Below are 20,107 nucleotides of genomic sequence, written 5' to 3' on the forward strand. Positions count from 1 at the left end.
ACCACTTGTCGATTACCCGCAGTCCGCCGGCGCTGTCCGGGCCGGGCGTCGGCCGCACGCCGACCCGGCCGCGAAGCCGCCACCCGGGAGAGCAACCACGGTACTGGTGTGCGAATTTGATGCCGGTGCGACTATGATCACGCGCGGCAAGGCTGTAGCGCAGAGGTCGTCGCGCCCTAGCATCAAGCTGGAGGACGTCGGTTCGAATCCGACCGGTCTTGCCGCCTTTTCGTGGAGGAGAGTCGATGGCGTCGGTTCGTCCTGAGCGGGCGGACGCGGTCGTCCCCTCCCGGCCGGGTGCCGACGGGGGACCTGGGGAGTAGTGATGTTGCAGCCGATGCCCGTGCGCTGTCCCGCGATCGAGCACCCGGACATTCCGCTCGCCGACGCGGCCCTGCTGGATCCGCTGCTGGAGCGACTGGGAGCGGCGCACCCCGTCGAGTCCGACGAGACCTTCGCGCTCGGCGCGCTGCGGGCGGACGGACGGGTCGATCTCTGCAAGCAGGGACTCGGCGCGGTCGGCGCGGTCCGGGTGATGCCCGCGGTCGCCCGCTCCCCGCACGCCACGCATGTGCTGCTCGGCACCAACTCGCTGAGCGACGAGGGGGCGCGGGCCGTCGCCGCAGCACTGAGCCGGGGCGGCCACGGGCTGCGGACGGTCTATCTCGGCTGCAACCGCATCGGCACCGACGGGGTCACGGCACTCGCCGAGGCGCTGAGCGAGGACGACACCGTCAGGGCGTTGTGGCTGAAACGCAATCCCGTGACGGACGCCGGTGTCCGGGCGCTCGCCTTGATGCTGCGCCGCAACACCGTGCTGCGCACCCTCGATCTGGTGAACACCGGGCTCACCGCCGACGGGCTCGGCGCACTGCTCGCCGTGCTCACCGAGCGGCCCCGGCCGGTCGAGCGGCTGTTCCTCGGGGGCAACGGCCTCGGCGCCGACGCCGCCCCGCTGCTGGCCGCGCTGATCCGGGACGCGGGAGTGCGGGAGCTGTACCTGCCCTCCAACCACCTCGGCGACACGGGGGCAGCCGTGCTCGCGGCCGCCGCCGACCCCGCCCGCCCGATCCGGCTCGGTCTCGGCGGCAACGGGATCGGGCCCGTCGGCGCACGCGCGCTGGCCGACGCGCTCGACGGGATCGAGGCGCTCGATCTGGGGCGGCCGCCCTCGGAGCGCAGCCTCGGGGCCCGGTCCAATGTCACCGGTGACATCGGGGCCGACGCGCTGGCCGGTGCGCTGCGCGGCAGTCCGCTGCGGCGGCTGGAGCTGCGCCACACCGGGCTCACCGGGCGGGGCGCGAAGACCCTCCTCGCCGCCGTCGGCGCCGACTCCCGCCTGGAGTACGTGGGGTTGGGCCCCGGGCTGCCCCGCAAGGTGAAGCGGTCCTTCGCGGCGCGGTTGCGCCCGGACCACGGAACCCATGCGGACCTGCGCGCGGTCAGGAGCCTCTACCGATGAGCCGGGAGGCGATGGCGGAACTCTTCGATCCGGAGGAGACGGCGAGCCTGCGGCAGGTCCGCCGGTACGCGGTGCCCCGGTGGATGATCGAGGCGTCCGCCGAGCGGCGCGCGTCCGGGGACTGGCGGGGCGCCTGCGAGGCGGCCCGGTTCGATGTGGCGTTCGATCGCGCGGAGGTCACCGCGCGCTACGGTCCGGACGTGGCCGGAGCTCTTGAGTCCGATCTCCTCCACCTGGTGCCGGACCTGGTGCGCTGGCATCTGCCGCGCGTGCTGGGCGGGCGCTCGACGCTCGCCACCGACCTGACCGTGGTCCTGGCGGGTTACGGCGTCACGGCGGACGTGCCCGGGGCAACCGCCCCGTATCTGTATGTGCGCACTCCCGCGATGGTCGACGGCCCGCAGCGGGTCTCGCTCCGGTTCGGACCGCTGCGCCACGGTGACTCGCCCGGTACCTTCCGCGCGAGGGTCACGGACTGGCGGGCCTGCCGGTACCTGTGGGATGCCCGCCGCAGCGACGAACTGCGCGTGCGGGCCGGCGGGGCGGACCGGTTGCCCTTCCTCCGCGCCGACGGCACCCCGCTCGGGCCGGACGAACTGCCCGACGCGGACCCGGGCACCGGTGACCCGGTGGCCCGTGACGAGTGGGTGACGCTGCTGTACCAGCGGGGCCGGGTGGCCGACGCCCTGGCGGCAGTGGGCATCGAACTGGATCCGGCCGAGCCGGCCACGCCGCGGTGGTACCGGGGGGAACCGCAAGCGGTGCTGGCCCGGCTGGGTCTCGATGTTCCCCGGCTGGAGTCGGAGGCCCGGCGGTTCGCGGAGCTGTACCCGGCGGCGCGTGTCCAGATCGGTGAGGACTGGAGTGCCCGCGTCCTGCTGGAGTTCACGGGCAGCGACAGCGGGCTGCGGATCAGGCTCGTCGAGCGGAACGCCGCAGGGGACACCCCCTTCCTTCCCCCCGCGTTCCGGCAGCGGCTGCCGGACCTCGACCTGCTGCGGGCCGGTGCGGTGTCTCCCGCGCACCTGCACCCGCTGGTCGCCGGGGCCCTCTTCCCCGGCCTCGGCACGGCGGCGGGACCGCCGGGGCCGACGCCTCCCGCGCCGGTACGGGTCAGGTGCCGGGGTGAATGGCATGAGGTCGTCTTCCGTGACGGGAGGCTCGACTCCCCGCACAGCCCTCAGGAGCGACAGCGCGAGAACGCGCTGCGGGCCTTCGGCGGCGCCGTCACCGGCTGCTTCGCCGTGGAACACTCCTGCACCTCCGGCACCGGCCGACTACCCAAGGCCCTGCGGGCGCAGCGACGGGATCTCTTCCTGCGCGCCCAGCACGGGGACACACCGGCGGTCCTGGAACTCCTGGACGCGGGCGTCGACCCCCGGGTGCGGGAAGGCGGGCAGCGCAGTCTGCTCCATGTACTGCACCTCCTCGATCACGAGCCGCTGCTTCCCCGGCTCCTGGCGGCCGGTCTCGATCTGGAAGCCCTGGACCACCGGCAACGCACCCCGCTCTGCGTGGCGGTCGGCGACGGCGGCTCGGCGGAACTGGTGTCGGCGCTGGTCGAGGCCGGGGCCCGGATCGACGTCGTCGACCAGATGGAACTCTCGCTGGACCAGCTGATCCGCAGGTACCGCCGGACGGACCTGGACTTTCTCCGGGAACGGGTGGAGAAGGAGCATCCGGATATCGGGGCCGACTGGTGGGACGAGTGGGAGGAGGAGCGGGACGACGAGAACGAGGAGGATGAGGACGGGTGAGCACCATCGCGCCGGACACACCGGGACAGCCCCTTGTACCGCCGCCTCCCGCCGTACCGGGACAGCCGACCGTGCCGCCGTCCCCCGGCTCCGCGGCGGGGCCGCTGGACGCCGCCGACGAGCTGAACCGCAGGCTGCGCACCACGCGGACCGAAGCCGCCGTCAACCCTCAACTGGAGGCGCTTGCACTGGCGGTGACGGCCAATCAGCCGGTGCTGCTGTGGGGTGAGCCGGGCATCGGCAAGTCGGCCGGCATGGAGCAGCTCGCCGCCGGGCTCGGCCTCGGTCTCGAAACGGTCATCGCCAGTGTGCACGAGCCCTCCGACTTCGCCGGGCTGCCCGTCGTCGGTGAGGACCCGGCCGTGACCGGGGTGCCGATGGCCCCGCCGGACTGGGCGGTCAGGCTCGCGCGAACGGGCCGGGGGCTGCTGTTCTTCGACGAGTTGTCCTCCGCTCCCCCGGCCGTGCAGGCGGCCCTGCTGCGCGTCGTGCTCGAACGCCGCGTGGGCAGCCTGACGTTGCCGGATTCCGTACGCATCGTGGCGGCGGCGAACCCGCCGTCGAGCGCGGCGGACGGCTGGCACCTCAGCCCGCCGCTCGCCAACCGCTTCGTGCACCTCCAGTGGACGCACGATCCGCGCACCGTCGCGCGCGGCATGGCCGGTACATGGCCAAAGGTGGCCGTCCCCGTCGTCGATGCCACCAGGGTCGCGGGTTCGGCGGCGCGGGCCCGCGGCGCGGTATCCGGCTTCCTGACCGCGCGGCCGGGGCTCGTCCATCACATTCCGGCCGACGCGGAGAGCCGGGGCCGGGCCTGGCCGTCCCCCCGGACCTGGGACATGGCGCTGCGGCTGCTCGCCACCGGGTACGCGACGAACGCCGGACGGGAGGCACTGGCCGCCGCGCTGACCGGGGCCGTGGGGGACGGCGCGGGCATCGAGCTGCTGTCCTACCTGGAGAACCTCGACCTGCCCGACCCCGACCGCGTACTGGCGAACCCCGCCGCGTTCGCCCTGCCCGAACGCGGCGACCGGCAGCTGGCCTTCCTCATCGCGGTCGTCGCGGCCGTCCAGGGCGATCTCACCAGGCCTCGCTGGGAGGCGGGCTGGACGGTGCTGGCGAAGGCCGTCGACGCGGGTGTGCCCGACGTGGCGGCCAGGGCGGCGGTAGACCTGGCGACGATGCGGGACACCGACTGGCCGGTGCCGGAGGGCATCGACGCCTTCGTGGAACTGCTGCAGCTGTCCGGCGCACTGCCGCAGAGCGGCTGAGTCGGTAACACCGGTGCCGGAACCGGAAACCGCCCCGGAGCGGCCCCAGTTGGACATGACCAAGCTGCTCGCCGCCCGCTACCGGGCGGCGACCGACCGCCCCTACCTGGCGTCGGCCCTCTACGCCCTGACGGTGGTGGCGAGCACCGGGGTCCCGACCATGGGCGTGGACCGGCACTGGCGCTGCTATGTGTCACCCGGCTTCGTCGACGCGACACCGGTGGCGGAGCTCGCGGCGGTGTGGCTGCACGAGGTGGCGCATCTGCTGCGCGACCATCACGGACGCGCCGAACGGCTGCCCGCCGCCGACCAGCGCGACCACCACCGCCTCAACGTGGCCCAGGACTGCGAGATCAACGACGACCTGATCTCCGACGGGCTGCCGCTGCCGGCCGGCCGGATGGAGCCCCGGCTCTTCGGGCTGCCGACCGGGCAGCTCTTCGAGGCGTATCTCCCCGGTCTGCCCCTGGGCCCTCCCTCCCTCGACTGCGGTTCGGGCGCCCATGCGCAACCGGCGCCCTGGGAAGTGACCGGGGCCGACGGGCCGACCCGTCTCGGTCCGGTCGAGGCGGAGGCACTGCGCCGCCACACCGCGGAGGCCATGCGCGCGCACCGGCGCGGCCGGGGCACCCTCCCGGCGGGCTGGGAACGCTGGGCGGACCAGATCCTGGAGCCGACCGTCGACTGGCGGCAGGCACTCGCGGGCGCGGTCCGGGAGGCCGCCGCGTGGGCGGCCGGGGCGATCGACTACACCTACCGTCGCCCGTCCCGCCGCAGTGCGGCGCTGAAGGGCGTCGTGCTGCCCAGCCTGCGTCGTCCGCTGCCCCGGGTCGCCGTCGTCATCGACACCTCGGGGTCGATGGGTGACGAGGAGCTCGCCTCGGCTCTGGCGGAGGTCACCGGGGTGCTGCGGGAGGTGGGCGTCCGGGGCAATCGCGTCACCGTCCTGGCCTGCGATGCCGATGTGCGGAGCGTGTCCCGGGTGACGGCCGCCGAACAGATCACCCTGGGCGGGGGCGGCGGCACCGACATGCGTGTGGGCATCGCCGCCGCCCTCGCGGCACGGGACCGTCCGAACATCGTCGTCGTCCTGACCGACGGCTACACCCCCTGGCCGGACGAGGCCCCCTCGTGCCGGCTCGTCGCGGCGCTCATCGGCACGGACGCCCCGCAGCCCCCGAGGTGGGTGGAGACCGTTCGCGTCACCGGCTGAGCTTCCCGTCACCGGCTGAGAGCCTGTCGGGTGACCTCTGATCGGGCGGCCACGCCCTGGCACGCACGCTTCCCGTGTTGCCGAAACGCCCTGGTCGCTCCTTCCCCAAGCTCCCAAGGAGCAGGGGAGACCATATCCGAGGACATCTCGGCGCCTCGGAATCGCACGCACCGGACCGCGTCCGCTGTCCGATCGAAGGCCACCCGACAGGCTCTGAGCCGGGAGGGGAGCTCTCCTCCTCGCCGCCCGCGCCCCCGGGACCGATGGACCGTCCACGGGCTCAGTCGCCGAGCACGACCGTGCGCCGGGCGGAGAAGTCCCCCCACTTCCCGTCCGGGAGCTTGGCGCGGATCTTCATGGAGTAGCGGGTGCCGCGCGGGTCGCCGACGGTGAGCCGGTAACTCGCCCGGCCTGCGGGCGGGGTGGCGCCCCACACGATCGTGGTGGTCAGCCGGCCGTCCATGAAGAGCTGGTACGCGGAGATCTCGCCGCCTGTCTCGGGCTGCTTCCAGTCCAGGTCGACGGCGTACTCCTTGCCCTGCACATGGTTGCTGATCCGCAGGTCGGTGGGGGCGGTGCCGGCAGGTGCGCCCGGAGCGGACACGGTGGTGAGGTCGATGGCGTTGCTGTCCGGCGAGGAGGTGTCTGCGGCGTCGCGGGCGCGGACGGTGAAGGTGTAGACGGTGCCGGGGCGCAGTCCGGTCAGATGTGCCGTCGTCCGGGTGCCGGGCACGCTGTGGATCCGGGAGTCCTCCTGGTAGATGTCGTACGAGGTGACGCCGACGTCGTCCGTCGAGCCGCCCCAGGAGAGGTCCGCCGCCGTGCCGCCGTCCGCCGTGCCGCGCAGCTTCACCGGGCGTGTCGGCGGCTCGTGGTCGGCGGGGGTCGGGGCGGGTGTGGTGACGGTCGCGGCGGCGCTCGGGGCGGAGAGGTTCCCGGCGGCGTCACGGGCCCGGACGGTGAAGGTGTAGGCGGTGGAGGCGGTCAGCCCGTCGACGTCGGTCATCACCTTGGCCGCCGGGACGGATGTGACCCTCTCGCCCTTGCTGTAGACCTCGTAGCCGGTGACCGCCTTGTCGTCAAAGGCCCGCTCCCACATGACATGCACGGAGGTGGCGCTGCCGGCCTGCGCCGTCACATGGCCCGGCACCGTGGGCGTGCGGGTGTCCGCCTCGGAAGTGGAGCCGCAGGCGGTGAGCGCGGCGAGGAGCAGGGCGGCGGAGCAGACCGACGCGGGGGTTGCGTGGGGGCGTTGCACGGTCGAGCCTTCCATCCGGCAGCAATGGTCCAGACCTGTATCGCATGGCGTGGGGGTCGCCGACAAGAGGGTGGATCGGAACGTTCCGCAATGTGCCGGTGTGTGTGGGCGGTTCGTCGGCCGCCGTGGGCGCCGGGTGCCGGTGCGTGCCGCGGTCCGTCGCCGGGACCGGGTGTGACGTACCGTCGGCTGATGTTGTGCATACGTGGGGTCGTGCTGCCGGAACGCGAGGAACGGGTCTTCTGGATCGATGGCGAGGTGCTCCGCACGGGCAGTCCGCCGGGCGGCCTCGCGGGCCGGGACGCGGAGACGGTCGTCGACGGCGGCTGGCTGCTGCCCGGACTCGTCGACGTGCACACCCATCCCGGCGCACCGGAGCCCTGTGCGCCCTTCGACGAGGAGCTGCTGCGCAGGCAGTTGGGCGAGCACCGGGACGCCGGGGTGCTCGCGGTGCGCACCCCGGGCACCGCGCAGCGGATGCCCGCGTGGGTGGAGAAGGACCCCGACCTGCCGCACGTGACGTCGGCGGGGCGATGGCTGGCCACACCCGGCCGCTTCTTCCCGGGCTTCGGACGTGATGTGAGCGAGGCCGGGTTGGTACGGGCGGCCGTGGAGGAGGCGGCGGCCTCGTCGGGGTGGTGCAAGGTCGTCGGCGACTGGGCCCTGGACGAACCCGCCGTTCCGCAGGCCCTGTTGACCTCCGTGGTGGAGGCGGTGCACGCGGCCGGTGGCAAGGCGGCGGTGCACTGCCAGACCGCCGAGGGCACCCGCAACGCCGTACTGGCCGGGGCCGACAGCCTGGAGCACGGTATGCATCTGGACCCGGCGCTGCTGGACCGGATGGCCGCACAGGGCACGGCGTTCGTCCCGACGCTGAGCGTCTTCGGCGCGCAGGCGGACGCGATGCGGGCGCGGGAGCCGAGCGTGCGCCGTGATCTGTGGCTGGCCGGCTGGGACACCATGCTCGGCACGGTGCGCGCGGCCCACGAAGCAGGGGTGACGGTGCTGGCGGGAACGGACTCCTTCCCGTGCGGAACGGTCGCGGGCGAGATGGACTGGCTGGTACGGGCCGGTCTGCCGGCCCACGCGGCGCTGGGCGCGGCGTCCTGGACGGCGCGGACCTGGCTGGGCCTGCCGGGCCTCGTCGACGGCGCACCCGCCGATCTCGTCGCGTACGACACCGACCCGACCCTGGACCCGGCCGTACTGAATCATCCCGGCCGGATCGTGCTCCGGGGACGCGTCGTGCGCTGAGCGATCAGTTCCTGGCACCGGAGCGGTCTGCACTGTATGAACAAGCACACGGAGACGACCCCGACGATTCCCACGGTCGACCTGGAGCCCGCGGCCCGGCAGATCACCGATCTGCTCCCCGGCATCCATGAGCGGCAGCTGACCGGCCCCACGCCCTGTCCCGACTACACGGTACGGGAGCTGCTCGCCCATGTGGTCGGGCTGACCACGGCCTTCCGCGACGCGGCACGCAAGGAACTCGGACCGACGACCGACACCGTCCCGGACACCGCGCTCCCGGTCCTCGCCGAGGGCTGGCGCGAGGTGTTGCCGACGCTGCTGGACGAGCTGGTGACGGCCTGGCGCGACCCCGCTGCCCGGCAGGGGATGACCAGGGCAGGCGGCGTGGACCTGCCGGGCGACGTGGCCGCGGTGATCGCGCTGGACGAGCTGGTCATCCACGGCTGGGACCTGGCCCGGTCCACCGGCCAGAAGTACGAGCCCGACGAGGGGAGCCTGCGAGTCACGCTGGCCATGCTGACCCCCAGCGACACCGTCCCCCGGTCCGAGAGCATCTTCGGTCCGCCGGTTCCGGTGGCGGCCGACGCCCCGCTGGTCGACCGGGCCGTCGCCATGAGCGGCCGCCGTCCGGACTGGCAGCCGGGCGACTGACGGGCGGGCCACCGACGGGCGGGCGGCGGAGGCCGGCCGCTCGCCGAGGCCGATGGGCCGGAATGGAGGCGCCGTGCACCCGAAGCGGCAGGCCGGGACGGGCCGCCGCGCACCCGAGGTGGATGGGGCCGGGACAAGGCCGGTGCGCACACCTGAGGCAGGTTGCGGCGTCCGGTGACGCACGCCTGAGGCGGTGGGCCGCGACGCCGCCGGGGGCTTCCGAGGCCAGGAGCCCGGCCGATGGCGGCCGCCCCGCACACGGCTTCGTCCGTGTCGCCCCGGTCGTCGCCGCTCTGCTCTATTGTCCCGAGCAGGGCCAGGAGATCCTCCGTGCGGTGCCCGGCCCCGGCGAGCTGTGCCGGATACGGCACGGCGTGCGTCGTGGCCCCGTAGACCGACCCCTGGTGCAGGATGCTGCCGTACAGCTCGGAGACCGCCTCGGACGCGGCCTCCCCGTCCTCCCCGGCGAGCGCCCGCAGACAGTCGGGCACGTCGGCGGCGCTGCCGTAGGCATGCTGCAGTTCGGCCCACGGCCGGGCGTCGACATCGGCGAAGAACAGTGCGAGTTCCATGAAACGGATCATGGCGCCGGCACTGACAACGCCCCCGGCCGCTGTCGAAGGACCCGCAGGACGGCGCTCGGCGGCCGGGGCCCGTCAGCTGGTGAAGAACTCCGTGATCTGCTGGGCCACCTGGTCGGGGTGGACCTCGTGCACCCGATGACCACCCCCGATCGTGATCAGCCGGCAGTCGGGGATCAGCGAGGCCATGTCCTGCAGACGTCCCTGGGGCATGGTGGACTCCGGGCCGCCGGCGATCAGCAGCGTCGGCGCGACGATCTCTCCGAGTCCCGCCGCCCACTCCGGATCGGGGTCGGACACCTGGGCCCGGATGGGGGCGACGACGGCCCAGTCGTAGTCCACCGGCCCCTCCGGCTCGGCGGCCGGCTTCGGCTCGCTCGGGAACGGCGGCGGGGTCTCCACCAGCACCAGCCGCTCCACCCGGTCCGCGTGCTCCTGGGCGAGCAGATGGGCGACGACGCCGCCCATCGAGTGGCCGACCAGGCCCACCCGGTCGAGTTCGCACTCGTCGAGGAAGCCGAGTACGTCGTCCCGCATCAGCTCGAAGGAGTACTCGTCCGGCCAGTCGCTCTCGCCGTGGCCCCGCAGGTCGAGGGCGTACACCCGCCACTCCTCGCCGAGCAGGGCCCCGGCCGCCTGCCAGCTCGCGGCGGAGCCGCCGAGGCCGTGCAGCAGGACCACCGGCGAACCGAAGGGGTCGCCCCAGGTCCGATACGCCAGCCGTACATCGCCGACATCCACAACAGACTGATCTTCCATGGCCATGACGCTACAGCCGAATCGGTGCGGGCCGTTCCGCGCGGCCTGGCAGGGTGGGGGCATGAAGATCGTTCCGCGCCCGCTGGCCGCCGCCCGTACCGCCGCAGTCATAGCCGCAGTCATAGCCGTCTCCATGCTCTCCGGATGCTCGGCGGGCAGGTCCGCCGACGGGGGATCCGGCGCCGGGCTCGACGATCCGGCCAAGAAGGAGATCGCCATGCAGTTGGTCTCCAGCGCCGAGAACTCCTCGCTCGACTGGAAGGCCCAGTACAAGTACATCGAGGACATCGACGACGGCCGCGGCTACACCGCGGGCATCATCGGCTTCTGCTCCGGCACCGGCGACATGCTGAAGGTCGTCGAGCGGTATGTGAAGGCACGTCCGGGCAACCCGCTGGCACGGTTCGTGCCCGCCCTGCGGGCCGTGCGGGGCAGTGACGCGCACGACGGCCTCGGCCGCCCGTTCACCGAGGCCTGGGCCGAGGCCGCCGCCGACCCCGCCTTCCGGTCGGCGCAGGACGCCGAGCGCGACCGGTCGTACTTCGACCCCGCGGTCGCCCGCGCCGAAGCGGATGGACTCGGTGCTCTGGGGCAGTTCGTCTACTACGACGCGTATGTGATGCACGGGTACGGCGACTCGGACGGCGCGGCCGGCTTCCGTACGATCCGGCGCGAGGCGCTCTCCGCGGCCGCTCCCCCGGCGCGCGGCGGGGACGAGAGGGCCTATCTGAACGCCTTTCTCGACGCCCGTGTCGCGGCGATGCGGAAGGAGGCCGCGCACTCCGACACCAGCCGGGTCGAGACGGCCCAGCGGGTGTTCGTGAAGGAGGGCAGGCTCGGGCTTCAGACGCCGCTGCGGTGGCGGGTGTACGGCGACAGCTACCGGATCGACGCCCGTTAAACCCATGATCGACGGGCGCCGGAAGCATTCGGCCCGTTGACTGCGCACGCCGGTGCGCATGCCGTATGACCTGCGCTTTCACTCCCGCACAGAGGATGATCCGGACCCGTGACCCAAGGGTCGGCAGCGCCGTTGAGACCGACGAACGGCACACGCGGATGTGGGCCGGAGAACGGAGGAGAGATCCGCATGATGAAGAAGACGACGCTGGTCGCGTTGGTGCTGACCGCCGGTCTCGGGTTGGCCGTGAGCCCCGCCGCCCACGCCGTGCAGAGCCCCGCGGCCGCACCGGCCGCGAAGGCACCGGCCGCGGTCTGCACCGTCAACGACAACGGGGTGAACTTCCGCGGCGGGCCGGGCGACAACTACCCGGTCCTCGGCAAGGTGAACCGGGGCCAGAACCTCAACTACCGTGGCCAGCAGGGCAACTGGGTCATGGGCGACCTGTGGGGCGGTCCCACGGGCGTCTGGATCCACGTGGCGTACCTGAACTGCTGAGGCCCGCGCGTCTCGGCCCCGCACCGCGCCTGCCGCGCGGTGCGGGGCCTTCCCGCGTTCCGGCCGGATGTTCTCAACTCCCTTGTGCCGTAGGGGTGTACGGCACTCGCTCCATCCTGATAGGAAAGCTTCCTAACAGATGATGGAACGACGAACTCCCTTTGGAGGACTGGTGCACACCCCCCATAAGCGCACCGCACGTCGCAACACCCGCTCGGTACACATCGCGGTCATCACGGTCGGACTGGCCCTCACGGCGATACCCGTCAGCGCCCACGCCGGTGCCCCCTCGCACCAGGCGGTACCCCAGCGGACGGCGGTCGCCCGGCAGGCCGCCGCCGCGACCGGGCTCGACGATCCGGCGAAGAAGGAGATCGCCATGCAGTTGGTCTCCAGCGCCGAGAACTCCTCGCTCAACTGGAAGGCCCAGTACAAGTACATCGAGGACATCGACGACGGCCGCGGCTACACCGCGGGCATCATCGGCTTCTGCTCCGGCACCGGCGACATGCTCGACCTCGTCGAGCTGTACACCCAGCGCAAGCCGGGCAACGTCCTCGCGAAGTACCTCCCCGCGCTGCGGAAGGTCAACGGCACCGACTCGCACAGCGGTCTCGACCCGAACTTCAAGAAGGACTGGGCGACCGCCGCGTCCGACTCGGCGTTCAAGCAGGCCCAGAACGACGAGCGGGACCGGGTGTACTTCAACCCGGCCGTCAAGCAGGGCAAGGCGGACGGCATCGGCACGCTGGGCCAGTTCGCGTACTACGACGCCATCGTGATGCACGGTGACGGCGGCGACAGCACCAGCTTCGGCTCCATCCGCAAGCGGGCCCTCGCCAAGGCGAAGCCGCCGGCCCAGGGCGGCAACGAGGTGACGTACCTCAACGCCTTCCTGGACGCCAGGGTCTGGGCGATGCAGCAGGAGGAGGCCCACTCGGACACCAGCCGGGTGGACACCGCCCAGCGGGTCTTCCTGAAGAAGGGCAATCTCGCCCTGGACCCGCCGCTCGACTGGAAGGTGTACGGCGACAGCTACCACATCGGCTGACGCACCCCGGTCACGGCCGTGGCGCGTACGGCAGCACCCATGAGGGTCGCCGTACGCGCCACGGCGCCGTACCGGACAGGGCTCTTCTCGTCAGTGTGCGGCCACCGGGGCCGGGGCCGCCGGGCTCGTCTCCTGCTCCGACGGTTCCGGATCCGGCTTCCTGCCGAGGTGGTTGAAGGCCAGGTTGAGCACGATCGCCACGACGCAACCGGTGGAGATCCCGGAGTCCAGCACGACGAGCAGATCCTTCGGGAACGCGTGGTAGAAGTCCGGCGCGGCGATCGGGATCAGCCCGACGCCCACGGCCGCCCCCACGATCAGCGCGTTCTCGCCCTTCTCCAGCGCGGCGGCCGCCAGCGTCTGGATGCCGCTCGCGGCGACCGAACCGAAGAGCACGATGCCCGCGCCCCCGAGGACGGGCAGCGGGACGAGCGCGATGACGGACGCGGCGACGGGGACCAGCCCGAGCACGATCAGGATGCCACCGCCCGCGGCCACCACGAAGCGGCTGCGGACCTTGGTCATCGCGACCAGTCCGATGTTCTGGGCGAAGGCGCTGCACATGAAGCCGTTGAAGAGCGGGCTGATGGCACTGCCCAGAGTGTCGGCGCGCAGACCGCCCTCGATGGTCCGCTCGTCCGCCGGACGGCCCACGATCCGGCCGAGAGCCAGCATGTCCGCGGTGGACTCGGTCATGCAGACCAGCATCACGATGCACATGGAGACGATCGCGGCGGCCTCGAACTGCGGCGCCCCGAAGTGGAACGGTGTCGGGAAGCCGACCAGGTCGGCCTCCTTGATGGCACCGAAGTCGGTGATGCCCACCGGTATCGCGATCAGCGTGCCGGCGACCAGTCCGAGCAGGATGGCGATCTGCTGGAGGAAGCCGCGCAGCAGTTTGCGCAGGGCGAGCACGATCACCAGCGTGACCGCCGCCATGATGATGTTGGTCGTCGAACCGTAGTCGGCGGCCCTGGCGTTGCCGCCCTGCGACCAGTTGAAGGCGACCGGCAGCAGCGAGACGCCGATCAGGGTGATCACGGTGCCGGTGACGACGGGCGGGAAGAAGCGGACCAGCTTGCAGAAGTACGGGGCGAGCAGGAAGCCGAGCAGCCCGGCGACGATGATCGCGCCGAAGATGACGGCGATGCCGTCGTGTCCGCGATCCTTTCCGATCGCCACCATCGGGGTGACTCCGGCGAAGGAGACCCCGTTGACGAACGGCAGCCGGGCGCCGATGCGCCAGATGCCGAGCGTCTGGAGCAGGGTGGCCAGTCCGGCGGTGAAGAGGCTCGCCCCCATCAGGAAGGCGGTCTCCTTGGGGCTGAGTCCCACGGCGGGGCCCACGATCATCGGCGGGGCCACCACGCCCGCGTACATCGCGGCCACGTGCTGGAGACCGCTGGTGAACATCTTCAGAGGGGGGAGCGTTTCGTCGACCGGGTGTTTCCGGTCTGCCGATGCCGGTTCGGTGACGGGGTCCAGCGGGGGGTCGGCGTCGGGTCCTGCGACTGCGTCATTGCGAAACCTGGGCGTAGCTGCCACGGCGGTTCCTCCGGTCGGGTACACGTCTGCGGTGACGTGGGTGTCAGGGAGGTGGTGCAAGTGGTGCGTTGGTGCAGGTGGGGCAGGTCGTGCAGCTGGTGCGGGCAGCTTTCTTCACCGGTACGGGGGGCGCGTACATACGAGTACGCGCCCCCTGCACCGGCTGCCGTGGACCCCGCTCGGGTCCACGGCGGCCGGCCGAGGGCCGTCCCCCTCGGCCGACCGGTATCGGGGGTGCCCCGGAGGATCAGGCTCCGGCGGCGATCTGCGCGAGGCGGCGGGCCTCGTCGCGGGTGGCACGGGCGATGGCGTCCTCGTCCGCGGTGATGAGGTGGTTGTCCTCGACGACCGGCTTGCCGTTGACGAGGGACAGGGTGACGGGGGCCGCGGCGCCGAAGACGAGTGCGGTCACCGGGTCGGCGATGGAGGCGTGGGCGAGGGTGTCCAGCTTCCAGAGCACCAGGTCGGCGAGTTTGCCGGGCTCCAGGGAGCCGATCTGGTCGGCGCGGCCCAGCACCTGGGCGCCGCCGTACGTTCCCAGGCGCAGGGCCTGACGGGCGTTCAGTGCCTTTTCGCGGTGGGCGCCGAGGCGGTTGATGAGGAGGGCGTTGCGCAGTTCGGTGTGGAGTTCGCCGGACTCGTTGGAGGCGGTGCCGTCGACGCCCAGGCCGACCGGGACACCCGCGGCGAGCATGTCGGGCACCCGGGCGATGCCCGCGGCGAGCCGGGCGTTGGACGAGGGGCAGTGCGCGACGCCGGTTCCGGTGCGGGCGAAGGCGGCGATGTCGGAGTCGTTCATATGGACGCAGTGCGCCATCCAGACGTCCTCGCCGAGCCAGCCGGTCGACTCGAAGTAGTCGGTCGGGCCCATCCCGAACAGCTCGTGGCAGAACTTCTCCTCCTCCACGGTCTCCGAACCGTGGGTGTGCATGCGCACTCCCTTGCGGCGGGCCAACTCGGCTCCCTGCCGCAGGAGTTCGGTGGAGATGGAGAACGGTGAGCAGGGCGCGGCGGCGACCTGGGTCATCGAGTCGAAGGAGGCGTCGTGGTGTGCGTCGATGGTCGCCTCGGTGCCGGCGAGCGCACCGTCGAGCGTCTCGACGGCGAAGTCCGGCGGCAGCCCGCCGTCCTTCACGCTGCGGTCCATGGAGCCCCGGGCGAGGGTGAACCGTACGCCCATGTCGCGGGCGGCTCCGATGATGGCGCCGGACAGATCGCCGGAGCCCTGCGGGAAGACGTAGTGGTGGTCCATGGCGGTGGTGACACCGCCGCGGGCCATCATGGCGAGCGAGCCCTGCGCGGCGGCGCGGACCATCGGCTCGTCGATGCGCGCCCACGTCGGGTACAGCGCGACCAGCCAGTCGAACAGATTGTGGTCGGTGGCCAGACCGCGGGTGATCCACTGGTAGAAGTGGTGGTGGGTGTTGATCAGGCCCGGCGTGACCAGATGTCCGGTGCCGTCGATGCGGCGTACGACGTTCTCCAGGCCCTCGGGCGCCCGGCCCGCACCGATGGACTCGATGCGGTTGCCCGCGACGACGACATGGCCCGAGGCGTACTCGGTGTCGTCGGCGTCGACGGTCGCGATCGAACAGTTCTCGATGACGATGCGTTCCACGTACTCATGAGCTGCCGATGCTGCCATGGTGCTTCCTTCTCTTTCCGGCGATGTGGGCACGGCAGGACCCTAGGAGGATTTGAGTGCCACGGCCTGGCGGCCGTGGGTGCCGAGATGGTGGAAGAACAGGTTGAGCAGGACCGCGACGAGCGCTCCGGCGCTGATTCCGGAGCCCAGCACGGTCTGTGCCCAGGACGGGAATCCCGTGTAGAAGCCCGGTGCGGCGAGCGGGATGATGCCCGCGCCGAGCGCCACGGCGACCAGGATGATGTTGGAGCTGTCGTCGAGGCCGGCCTCGGAGAGCGTACGGATGCCGCTCACCGCGATCGAGCCGAACAGGACGATACCGGCGCCGCCGAGCACGGGCATCGGCACGAGGGAGACGACCGCGCCGAGCACCGGGAAGGCGCCCAGGACCAGCAGCGCTCCGCCCGCCGCCGCGACGACGTAGCGGCTGCGCACCTTCGTCAGGGACACCACGCCGACGTTCTGCGCGAAGGCGCTGGTCGGGAAGCCGCCGAAGACCGGGCCGAGCAGGGTGGCGATGCCGTCGGTGCGCAGTCCGCGGGTGATGGTCCGGCCGTCGGTGCGCCGGTCGCAGATCTCGCCGAGGGCCAGCATCCCGGCGGACGACTCGGTCATCAGGACGAGCATGACGATGCAGAGCGAGAGGATCGCGGCGGGCCGGAACTCCGGGGCACCGAACGCGAAGGGGGTGGGCAGCGCGGCGACCGGTGCGGACCTCAGCGCGGAGAAGTCGGCCAGTCCGAAGGGGATCGCGGCCAGGGTACCGATCAACAGGCCCATCAGCAGAGCGACTTGCTTGAGGAAGCCGCGTCCGAACCGCTGGATCAGCAGAATGACCACGAGAGTGAAGGCGGCCAGCGCGAGGTACTTCATCGCACCGAAGTCGGCGGCGTTCTTGTCGCCGCCCTGGGCCCAGGACACCGGGACGGGCATCAGGGTGACACCGATGAGGGTGATGACGACGCCGGTGACCAGCGGCGGGAAGAAGCGCAGCAGCCGGCCGAAGAACGGTCCGACGGCCAGGCAGAAGACTCCCGCGACGAGCACCGCCCCGTAGATCGCGGGGAGTTGATGGCCCGGCGCGCTGGTCTCGGCGATGGCGAGCATCGGGGCGATTCCGGCGGAGGACGCGGCGTTGACGAACGGCAGCCGGTTGCCGGCGAAGCCGCCGATGCCGAGGGTCTGCAGGATGGTGGCACATCCGGCGATCAGCAGGCTCGCCGCGATCAGCCGGGTCATGCCCGCCGTGTCGAGGCCGACGGCCTGGCCGATGATGAGCGGAGGGGTGACGACGCCCGCGTACATGGCGGCGATGTGCTGGAGCGCGGCGGGGACCAGCCGCGAGGGGCGGAGCTTTTCGTCCACCGGATGGACCGAGGTCTCCGGTGAGGTAAGACACGGGCCTTCTGCTTCTGCCGGCCCGAGTGCAGGCTGTGCCATGGAAGTTCCCTCCGGTCCGGCCGGTCCCCGCCCGGCTGTGTGCGGGCGGGGACCGGCTCAGCGCCGCGTCAGAGGTTGGTCATGTCGACCGGGATCTGCGGCTCGATGCCGTCTCGCAGCACGGTGGCCTCGATCAGGCCGTACGGGCGGTCCGCCGCGAAGTAGACCTCGTTGTCGTTCTTGAGCCCGAACGGCTCCAGATCCACGAGGAAGTGGTGGTTGTTCGGCAGTGAGAAACGGATCTCGTCGATCTCGCTGCGGCTGTTGATGACGCGCGAACCCATCTGGTAGAGGGTCTGCTGCAGCGAGAGGGAGTACGTCTCGGCGAAGGCCTGCAGGATGTGCTTCTTGGCCTGCTCGTACGACTTCTCCCAGTTGGGCATCCGGTCGGCGTCGCTGGTCCAGTTGTAGCGCCAGACGGTGGAGACGTCGGTGCACAGGATGCGGTCGTACGCCTCCTTGAGCGTCGTGTACTTGTCCTTGACGTAGCCCCAGAACTCCGAGTTGGTGGAGTTCATGACCGTGAGGTCCTTGAGCCCGGAGATGACCTGCCACTTCTCACCGTCGAAGGTGATCTGCGTGGTGCGCAGTTCCTGACCCTTGCGGGCGAAGGAGTGGTTGACCTCGTCCGAGCCGATGAACCTGGAGTTGTTGTCCGAGGTCGCGATGCGCTCCCAGGAGTACTCCTGGATCCGGATGCGCGCGACCTTGATCGGCTCCTGCGACGTCACGAAGTGACGGGCGAGGTGGATGCCGAACTGCTCGGCGGACTCGATGCCGTGCTCCTTGGCGAACGCGAACACCGTGTTCTTGGTGGTGTCCGTCGGCAGGACGTTGGCGTTGGAGCCGGAGTAGTGCACGTCCTCCATGTCGCCGGAGAGGGCGACCGAGACGTTCAGGTCCTTGATGTGGTGGGTGTCGCCGTCCCGCGTGATCCTGACGACGCGGTTCTCTGCTTTGCCGTACTGGTTCTGGCCGAGAATCGTGGGCATGTCTGCTAGCTCCCTCGGTAAACGGAGTAGCCGAACGGGTTGAGCAGCAGCGGTACGTGATAGTGCTCGCCCGGCTCGACGGCGAAAGTGATCGCCACCTCCGGGAAGAACGCACCGCTGTCCCTTACGCGGGGGGCGTCCTGCTGCGCCTCGGCTTGCTTCTTGGAGAAGTACGTCTCGACCTCGAAGTCGAGCCGTACGTGGGTAGTGCCTTCCGGCAGGGCCGGCAGGTCCTTGCAACGCCCGTCCGCATCGGTCGCGGAGCCACCGAGCGCCACCCACTCGGCTTCGCGGCCCGAGCGGGCCGCGAGCGTGATGGCGACGCCCTCGGCGGGGCGTCCGACGCTGGTGTCCAGGATGTGCGTGGACACCGATGCGGTGGTTTCGGTACTCATCAGTCCTTGTCCTCTTCCACAAGACGGGTCAGCCGGATTCGGTTGATCTTCCCGAGTTCGGTGCGCACGTGTCCGCGCTCCTGCTCGGGCGAGTTCCCGATCCGGGACTTCACCGCGTCGCGCATCTGCTCACCGGTGGCTCCGGTGGCACAGATCAGGAAGACGTGTCCGAACCGTTCCTGGTAGGCCAGGTTCAGTTCGAGCATCTCGGCCTTGAGTTCCTCGGTGGCGCCGGCCATCCCCCGCTGTTCACGGGAGGAGGTCGGGTCTCCGGGCTTCGGGCGGCCGATCGGCGGGTGGCCGGCCATCGCGTCGGACAGATCCTCCGGGGTCAGTGCGGCCGTGGCAGCGTCACTGGCCGAAAGAAGAGCTTCCGCGGTGGCGTACGGGCGCCGGGAGAGGATCACTCTCCCCCACGCCGCACTGGCACACACCTCGTGCAGAGCGGTGGTGGCCTCGTCGTCCGCCAGGGTATTGAACCGGGCGAGGCCCGGTGTGGAGCTCGAAGTCACGGGAACCTCCGTGGCTGTTTTCGCTGTGCGTACTTCGCGTCGCGTCGGTCGGGCTGCGGATAGCTAACGCCCTCCACAACACCACGTCAACACTTTGTTGAAATTACGCGAATGTAAAAAGCCGTCGTCCGGTGATCCGGACGACGGCTTCGGCGAGCCTCCACGGCCTTCGCTCAGCTACGGCCTCAACTACTCGCCTTTGGCCGCATTTTCCCTGTTGAGGTAGTTGTAGACGGTGAAGCGGCTGACCCCCAGCGCACCCGCCACGGTCTCCACACCGTGCCGTACGGAGAAGGCACCGCGTGCCTCCAGGGTCCGCACCACCGACTGTTTGGCCTTGCGGTCGAGCTCGGCGAGCGGCATGCCGAGGCGGCGTTCCATGGCGGCCAGGATGTGGTCGAGTGACTCCGAGAGCTGGGGCAGCCGGACGGCTATGACGTCCTCGCCCTCCCAAACCAGCACGATGTCGTCGGCCTGCGCCTGCTCGGGTCCCAGCAGCTCGGCGCCCATGGCGTCGACGAGCGGCTTGACCGCGGTGACGAGGGGGTGGTCCGCCGGTTCGGTCACTTCGAGTCCTCCCCGATGACGTTGACCTGGAGCGACACCCGGGTGGCACCCGATGCCAGGGCGCTGCGCAGCAGCGAGTCCACCGCGGTGAGCACCTGGTCCGCACCGCCCTCCGCCGTGTTGCCGAAGGGGCCGACGTCCACGGCGTCCAGATCGGCCGACTGAATGACCTCGCGGGCCACGACCGCGTGGGCGGGCGCCTCGTCGAGATCGAAGGGCTCGGTGGTGAACTCCACCCTCAAGCGCACTATGTCTCCCTCATGCTCTCGCCGCGCCTTCGTGAGGCCACGACTCGGCCCCCGACCCTAACGGACGGGGGCCGGGTGCGTCTGGTGACGATGCGCCCCGGAGCCTC

At 71.3% G+C, this 20,107-nt stretch carries 19 protein-coding genes; 9 read left to right on the forward strand and 10 right to left on the reverse strand.

Annotated elements, in window-relative coordinates; all coding sequences use genetic code 11:
• Positions 1-325 precede the first annotated feature (325 nt).
• The 4 genes from ACZ68L_RS10720 (at position 326) to ACZ68L_RS10735 (ending at position 5,703) form a co-directional block, all read left to right on the forward strand.
• A complete protein-coding gene (locus ACZ68L_RS10720) occupies positions 326-1,462 on the forward strand; it encodes a leucine-rich repeat domain-containing protein (protein ID WP_469575975.1) in 1,137 nt (378 codons plus the stop codon).
• The gene (locus tag ACZ68L_RS10725; protein ID WP_469575976.1) at positions 1,459-3,219 is read left to right on the forward strand and encodes an ankyrin repeat domain-containing protein; all 1,761 of its coding nucleotides are present in this window, start codon (positions 1,459-1,461) and stop codon (positions 3,217-3,219) included. The genes ACZ68L_RS10720 and ACZ68L_RS10725 overlap by 4 nt, the downstream gene beginning before the upstream one ends.
• A gap of 71 nt (positions 3,220-3,290) precedes the next feature.
• Complete coding sequence (locus ACZ68L_RS10730) at positions 3,291-4,490, forward strand: AAA family ATPase (RefSeq protein ID WP_469576403.1); 1,200 nt, start codon at positions 3,291-3,293, stop codon at positions 4,488-4,490.
• Positions 4,491-4,545: 55 nt separating this feature from the next.
• Positions 4,546-5,703 (forward strand): vWA domain-containing protein, encoded by a 1,158-nt coding sequence (locus tag ACZ68L_RS10735; protein ID WP_469576404.1) that lies wholly within the window; start codon positions 4,546-4,548, stop codon positions 5,701-5,703.
• Between the two features lie 280 nt (positions 5,704-5,983).
• Here ACZ68L_RS10735 and ACZ68L_RS10740 read toward each other — a convergent pair whose 3' ends face one another.
• Positions 5,984-6,976, reverse strand: coding sequence for a fibronectin type III domain-containing protein (locus tag ACZ68L_RS10740; protein WP_469575978.1), 993 nt, complete (start codon positions 6,974-6,976; stop codon positions 5,984-5,986).
• A 174-nt stretch (positions 6,977-7,150) separates the two neighbouring features.
• Between ACZ68L_RS10740 and ACZ68L_RS10745 the strand changes: the two genes are divergently transcribed.
• Both ACZ68L_RS10745 and ACZ68L_RS10750 read left to right on the forward strand, forming a co-directional pair.
• The gene (locus ACZ68L_RS10745) at positions 7,151-8,215 is read left to right on the forward strand and encodes an amidohydrolase family protein (RefSeq protein ID WP_469576406.1); all 1,065 of its coding nucleotides are present in this window, start codon (positions 7,151-7,153) and stop codon (positions 8,213-8,215) included.
• 36 nt (positions 8,216-8,251) lie between these two features.
• Positions 8,252-8,866 (forward strand): TIGR03086 family metal-binding protein, encoded by a 615-nt coding sequence (locus ACZ68L_RS10750; protein WP_469575979.1) that lies wholly within the window; start codon positions 8,252-8,254, stop codon positions 8,864-8,866.
• A 656-nt stretch (positions 8,867-9,522) separates the two neighbouring features.
• Here ACZ68L_RS10750 and ACZ68L_RS10755 read toward each other — a convergent pair.
• The gene (locus ACZ68L_RS10755) at positions 9,523-10,206 is read right to left on the reverse strand and encodes an alpha/beta fold hydrolase (RefSeq protein ID WP_469575980.1); all 684 of its coding nucleotides are present in this window, start codon (positions 10,204-10,206) and stop codon (positions 9,523-9,525) included.
• 61 nt (positions 10,207-10,267) lie between these two features.
• Here ACZ68L_RS10755 and ACZ68L_RS10760 point away from each other — a divergent pair, with 61 nt between their 5' ends.
• From ACZ68L_RS10760 to ACZ68L_RS10770, 3 genes are all read left to right on the forward strand, one after another.
• Positions 10,268-11,107 carry a chitosanase gene (locus tag ACZ68L_RS10760; RefSeq protein ID WP_469575982.1) on the forward strand — a complete coding sequence of 280 codons (840 nt, stop codon included), beginning with the start codon at positions 10,268-10,270 and terminating at the stop codon, positions 11,105-11,107.
• A 189-nt stretch (positions 11,108-11,296) separates the two neighbouring features.
• The gene (locus tag ACZ68L_RS10765; protein ID WP_469575984.1) at positions 11,297-11,605 is read left to right on the forward strand and encodes an SH3 domain-containing protein; all 309 of its coding nucleotides are present in this window, start codon (positions 11,297-11,299) and stop codon (positions 11,603-11,605) included.
• Positions 11,606-11,777: 172 nt separating this feature from the next.
• Positions 11,778-12,656, forward strand: coding sequence for a chitosanase (locus ACZ68L_RS10770; protein ID WP_469575985.1), 879 nt, complete (start codon positions 11,778-11,780; stop codon positions 12,654-12,656).
• 90 nt (positions 12,657-12,746) lie between these two features.
• Here the strand turns inward: ACZ68L_RS10770 and ACZ68L_RS10775 are convergent, their stop codons facing one another.
• The 8 genes from ACZ68L_RS10775 to ACZ68L_RS10810 all read right to left on the reverse strand — a co-directional run bounded on the left by ACZ68L_RS10775 (position 12,747) and on the right by ACZ68L_RS10810 (position 19,988).
• Entirely contained in the window at positions 12,747-14,201 is a 1,455-nt protein-coding gene (locus tag ACZ68L_RS10775; protein WP_469575988.1) for a nucleobase:cation symporter-2 family protein, read from the reverse strand.
• A 247-nt stretch (positions 14,202-14,448) separates the two neighbouring features.
• Positions 14,449-15,846: an 8-oxoguanine deaminase gene (locus ACZ68L_RS10780; RefSeq protein ID WP_469575990.1), complete on the reverse strand. Its 1,398-nt coding sequence runs from the start codon at positions 15,844-15,846 to the stop codon at positions 14,449-14,451.
• A 42-nt stretch (positions 15,847-15,888) separates the two neighbouring features.
• Positions 15,889-17,286 carry a nucleobase:cation symporter-2 family protein gene (locus tag ACZ68L_RS10785; protein WP_469575992.1) on the reverse strand — a complete coding sequence of 466 codons (1,398 nt, stop codon included), beginning with the start codon at positions 17,284-17,286 and terminating at the stop codon, positions 15,889-15,891.
• A gap of 68 nt (positions 17,287-17,354) precedes the next feature.
• Complete coding sequence (pucL, locus tag ACZ68L_RS10790; protein WP_469575993.1) at positions 17,355-18,278, reverse strand: factor-independent urate hydroxylase; 924 nt, start codon at positions 18,276-18,278, stop codon at positions 17,355-17,357.
• 5 nt (positions 18,279-18,283) lie between these two features.
• Positions 18,284-18,673 carry a hydroxyisourate hydrolase gene (uraH, locus tag ACZ68L_RS10795; protein ID WP_361452178.1) on the reverse strand — a complete coding sequence of 130 codons (390 nt, stop codon included), beginning with the start codon at positions 18,671-18,673 and terminating at the stop codon, positions 18,284-18,286.
• Positions 18,673-19,185 carry a 2-oxo-4-hydroxy-4-carboxy-5-ureidoimidazoline decarboxylase gene (uraD, locus tag ACZ68L_RS10800; RefSeq protein WP_469575995.1) on the reverse strand — a complete coding sequence of 171 codons (513 nt, stop codon included), beginning with the start codon at positions 19,183-19,185 and terminating at the stop codon, positions 18,673-18,675. The genes uraH and uraD overlap by 1 nt, the downstream gene beginning before the upstream one ends.
• A gap of 189 nt (positions 19,186-19,374) precedes the next feature.
• Positions 19,375-19,752, reverse strand: a complete 378-nt coding sequence (locus ACZ68L_RS10805) for a helix-turn-helix domain-containing protein (RefSeq protein ID WP_469575997.1) — start codon at positions 19,750-19,752, stop codon at positions 19,375-19,377.
• The gene (locus ACZ68L_RS10810; RefSeq protein ID WP_469576408.1) at positions 19,749-19,988 is read right to left on the reverse strand and encodes a YkoF family thiamine-binding protein; all 240 of its coding nucleotides are present in this window, start codon (positions 19,986-19,988) and stop codon (positions 19,749-19,751) included. The genes ACZ68L_RS10805 and ACZ68L_RS10810 overlap by 4 nt, the downstream gene beginning before the upstream one ends.
• Positions 19,989-20,107: the final 119 nt, after the last annotated feature.

The sequence above is a fragment of the Streptomyces sp. NPDC104309 genome, assembly GCF_055584025.1.

What these genes read in the sequence shown, in the direction of transcription:
- ACZ68L_RS10720 (WP_469575975.1), top strand. Translation starts at nt 326, where the DNA reads ATGTTGCAGCCGATGCCCGTGCGCTGTCCCGCGATCGAGCACCCGGAC.
- ACZ68L_RS10725 (WP_469575976.1), top strand. Translation starts at nt 1,459, where the DNA reads ATGAGCCGGGAGGCGATGGCGGAACTCTTCGATCCGGAGGAGACGGCG.
- ACZ68L_RS10735 (WP_469576404.1), top strand. Translation starts at nt 4,546, where the DNA reads ATGACCAAGCTGCTCGCCGCCCGCTACCGGGCGGCGACCGACCGCCCC.
- ACZ68L_RS10740 (WP_469575978.1), bottom strand. Translation starts at nt 6,976, where the DNA reads ATGGAAGGCTCGACCGTGCAACGCCCCCACGCAACCCCCGCGTCGGTC.
- ACZ68L_RS10750 (WP_469575979.1), top strand. Translation starts at nt 8,252, where the DNA reads ATGAACAAGCACACGGAGACGACCCCGACGATTCCCACGGTCGACCTG.
- ACZ68L_RS10755 (WP_469575980.1), bottom strand. Translation starts at nt 10,206, where the DNA reads ATGGAAGATCAGTCTGTTGTGGATGTCGGCGATGTACGGCTGGCGTAT.
- ACZ68L_RS10760 (WP_469575982.1), top strand. Translation starts at nt 10,268, where the DNA reads ATGAAGATCGTTCCGCGCCCGCTGGCCGCCGCCCGTACCGCCGCAGTC.
- ACZ68L_RS10765 (WP_469575984.1), top strand. Translation starts at nt 11,297, where the DNA reads ATGATGAAGAAGACGACGCTGGTCGCGTTGGTGCTGACCGCCGGTCTC.
- ACZ68L_RS10780 (WP_469575990.1), bottom strand. Translation starts at nt 15,846, where the DNA reads ATGGCAGCATCGGCAGCTCATGAGTACGTGGAACGCATCGTCATCGAG.
- ACZ68L_RS10785 (WP_469575992.1), bottom strand. Translation starts at nt 17,286, where the DNA reads ATGGCACAGCCTGCACTCGGGCCGGCAGAAGCAGAAGGCCCGTGTCTT.
- pucL (WP_469575993.1), bottom strand. Translation starts at nt 18,278, where the DNA reads ATGCCCACGATTCTCGGCCAGAACCAGTACGGCAAAGCAGAGAACCGC.
- uraH (WP_361452178.1), bottom strand. Translation starts at nt 18,673, where the DNA reads ATGAGTACCGAAACCACCGCATCGGTGTCCACGCACATCCTGGACACC.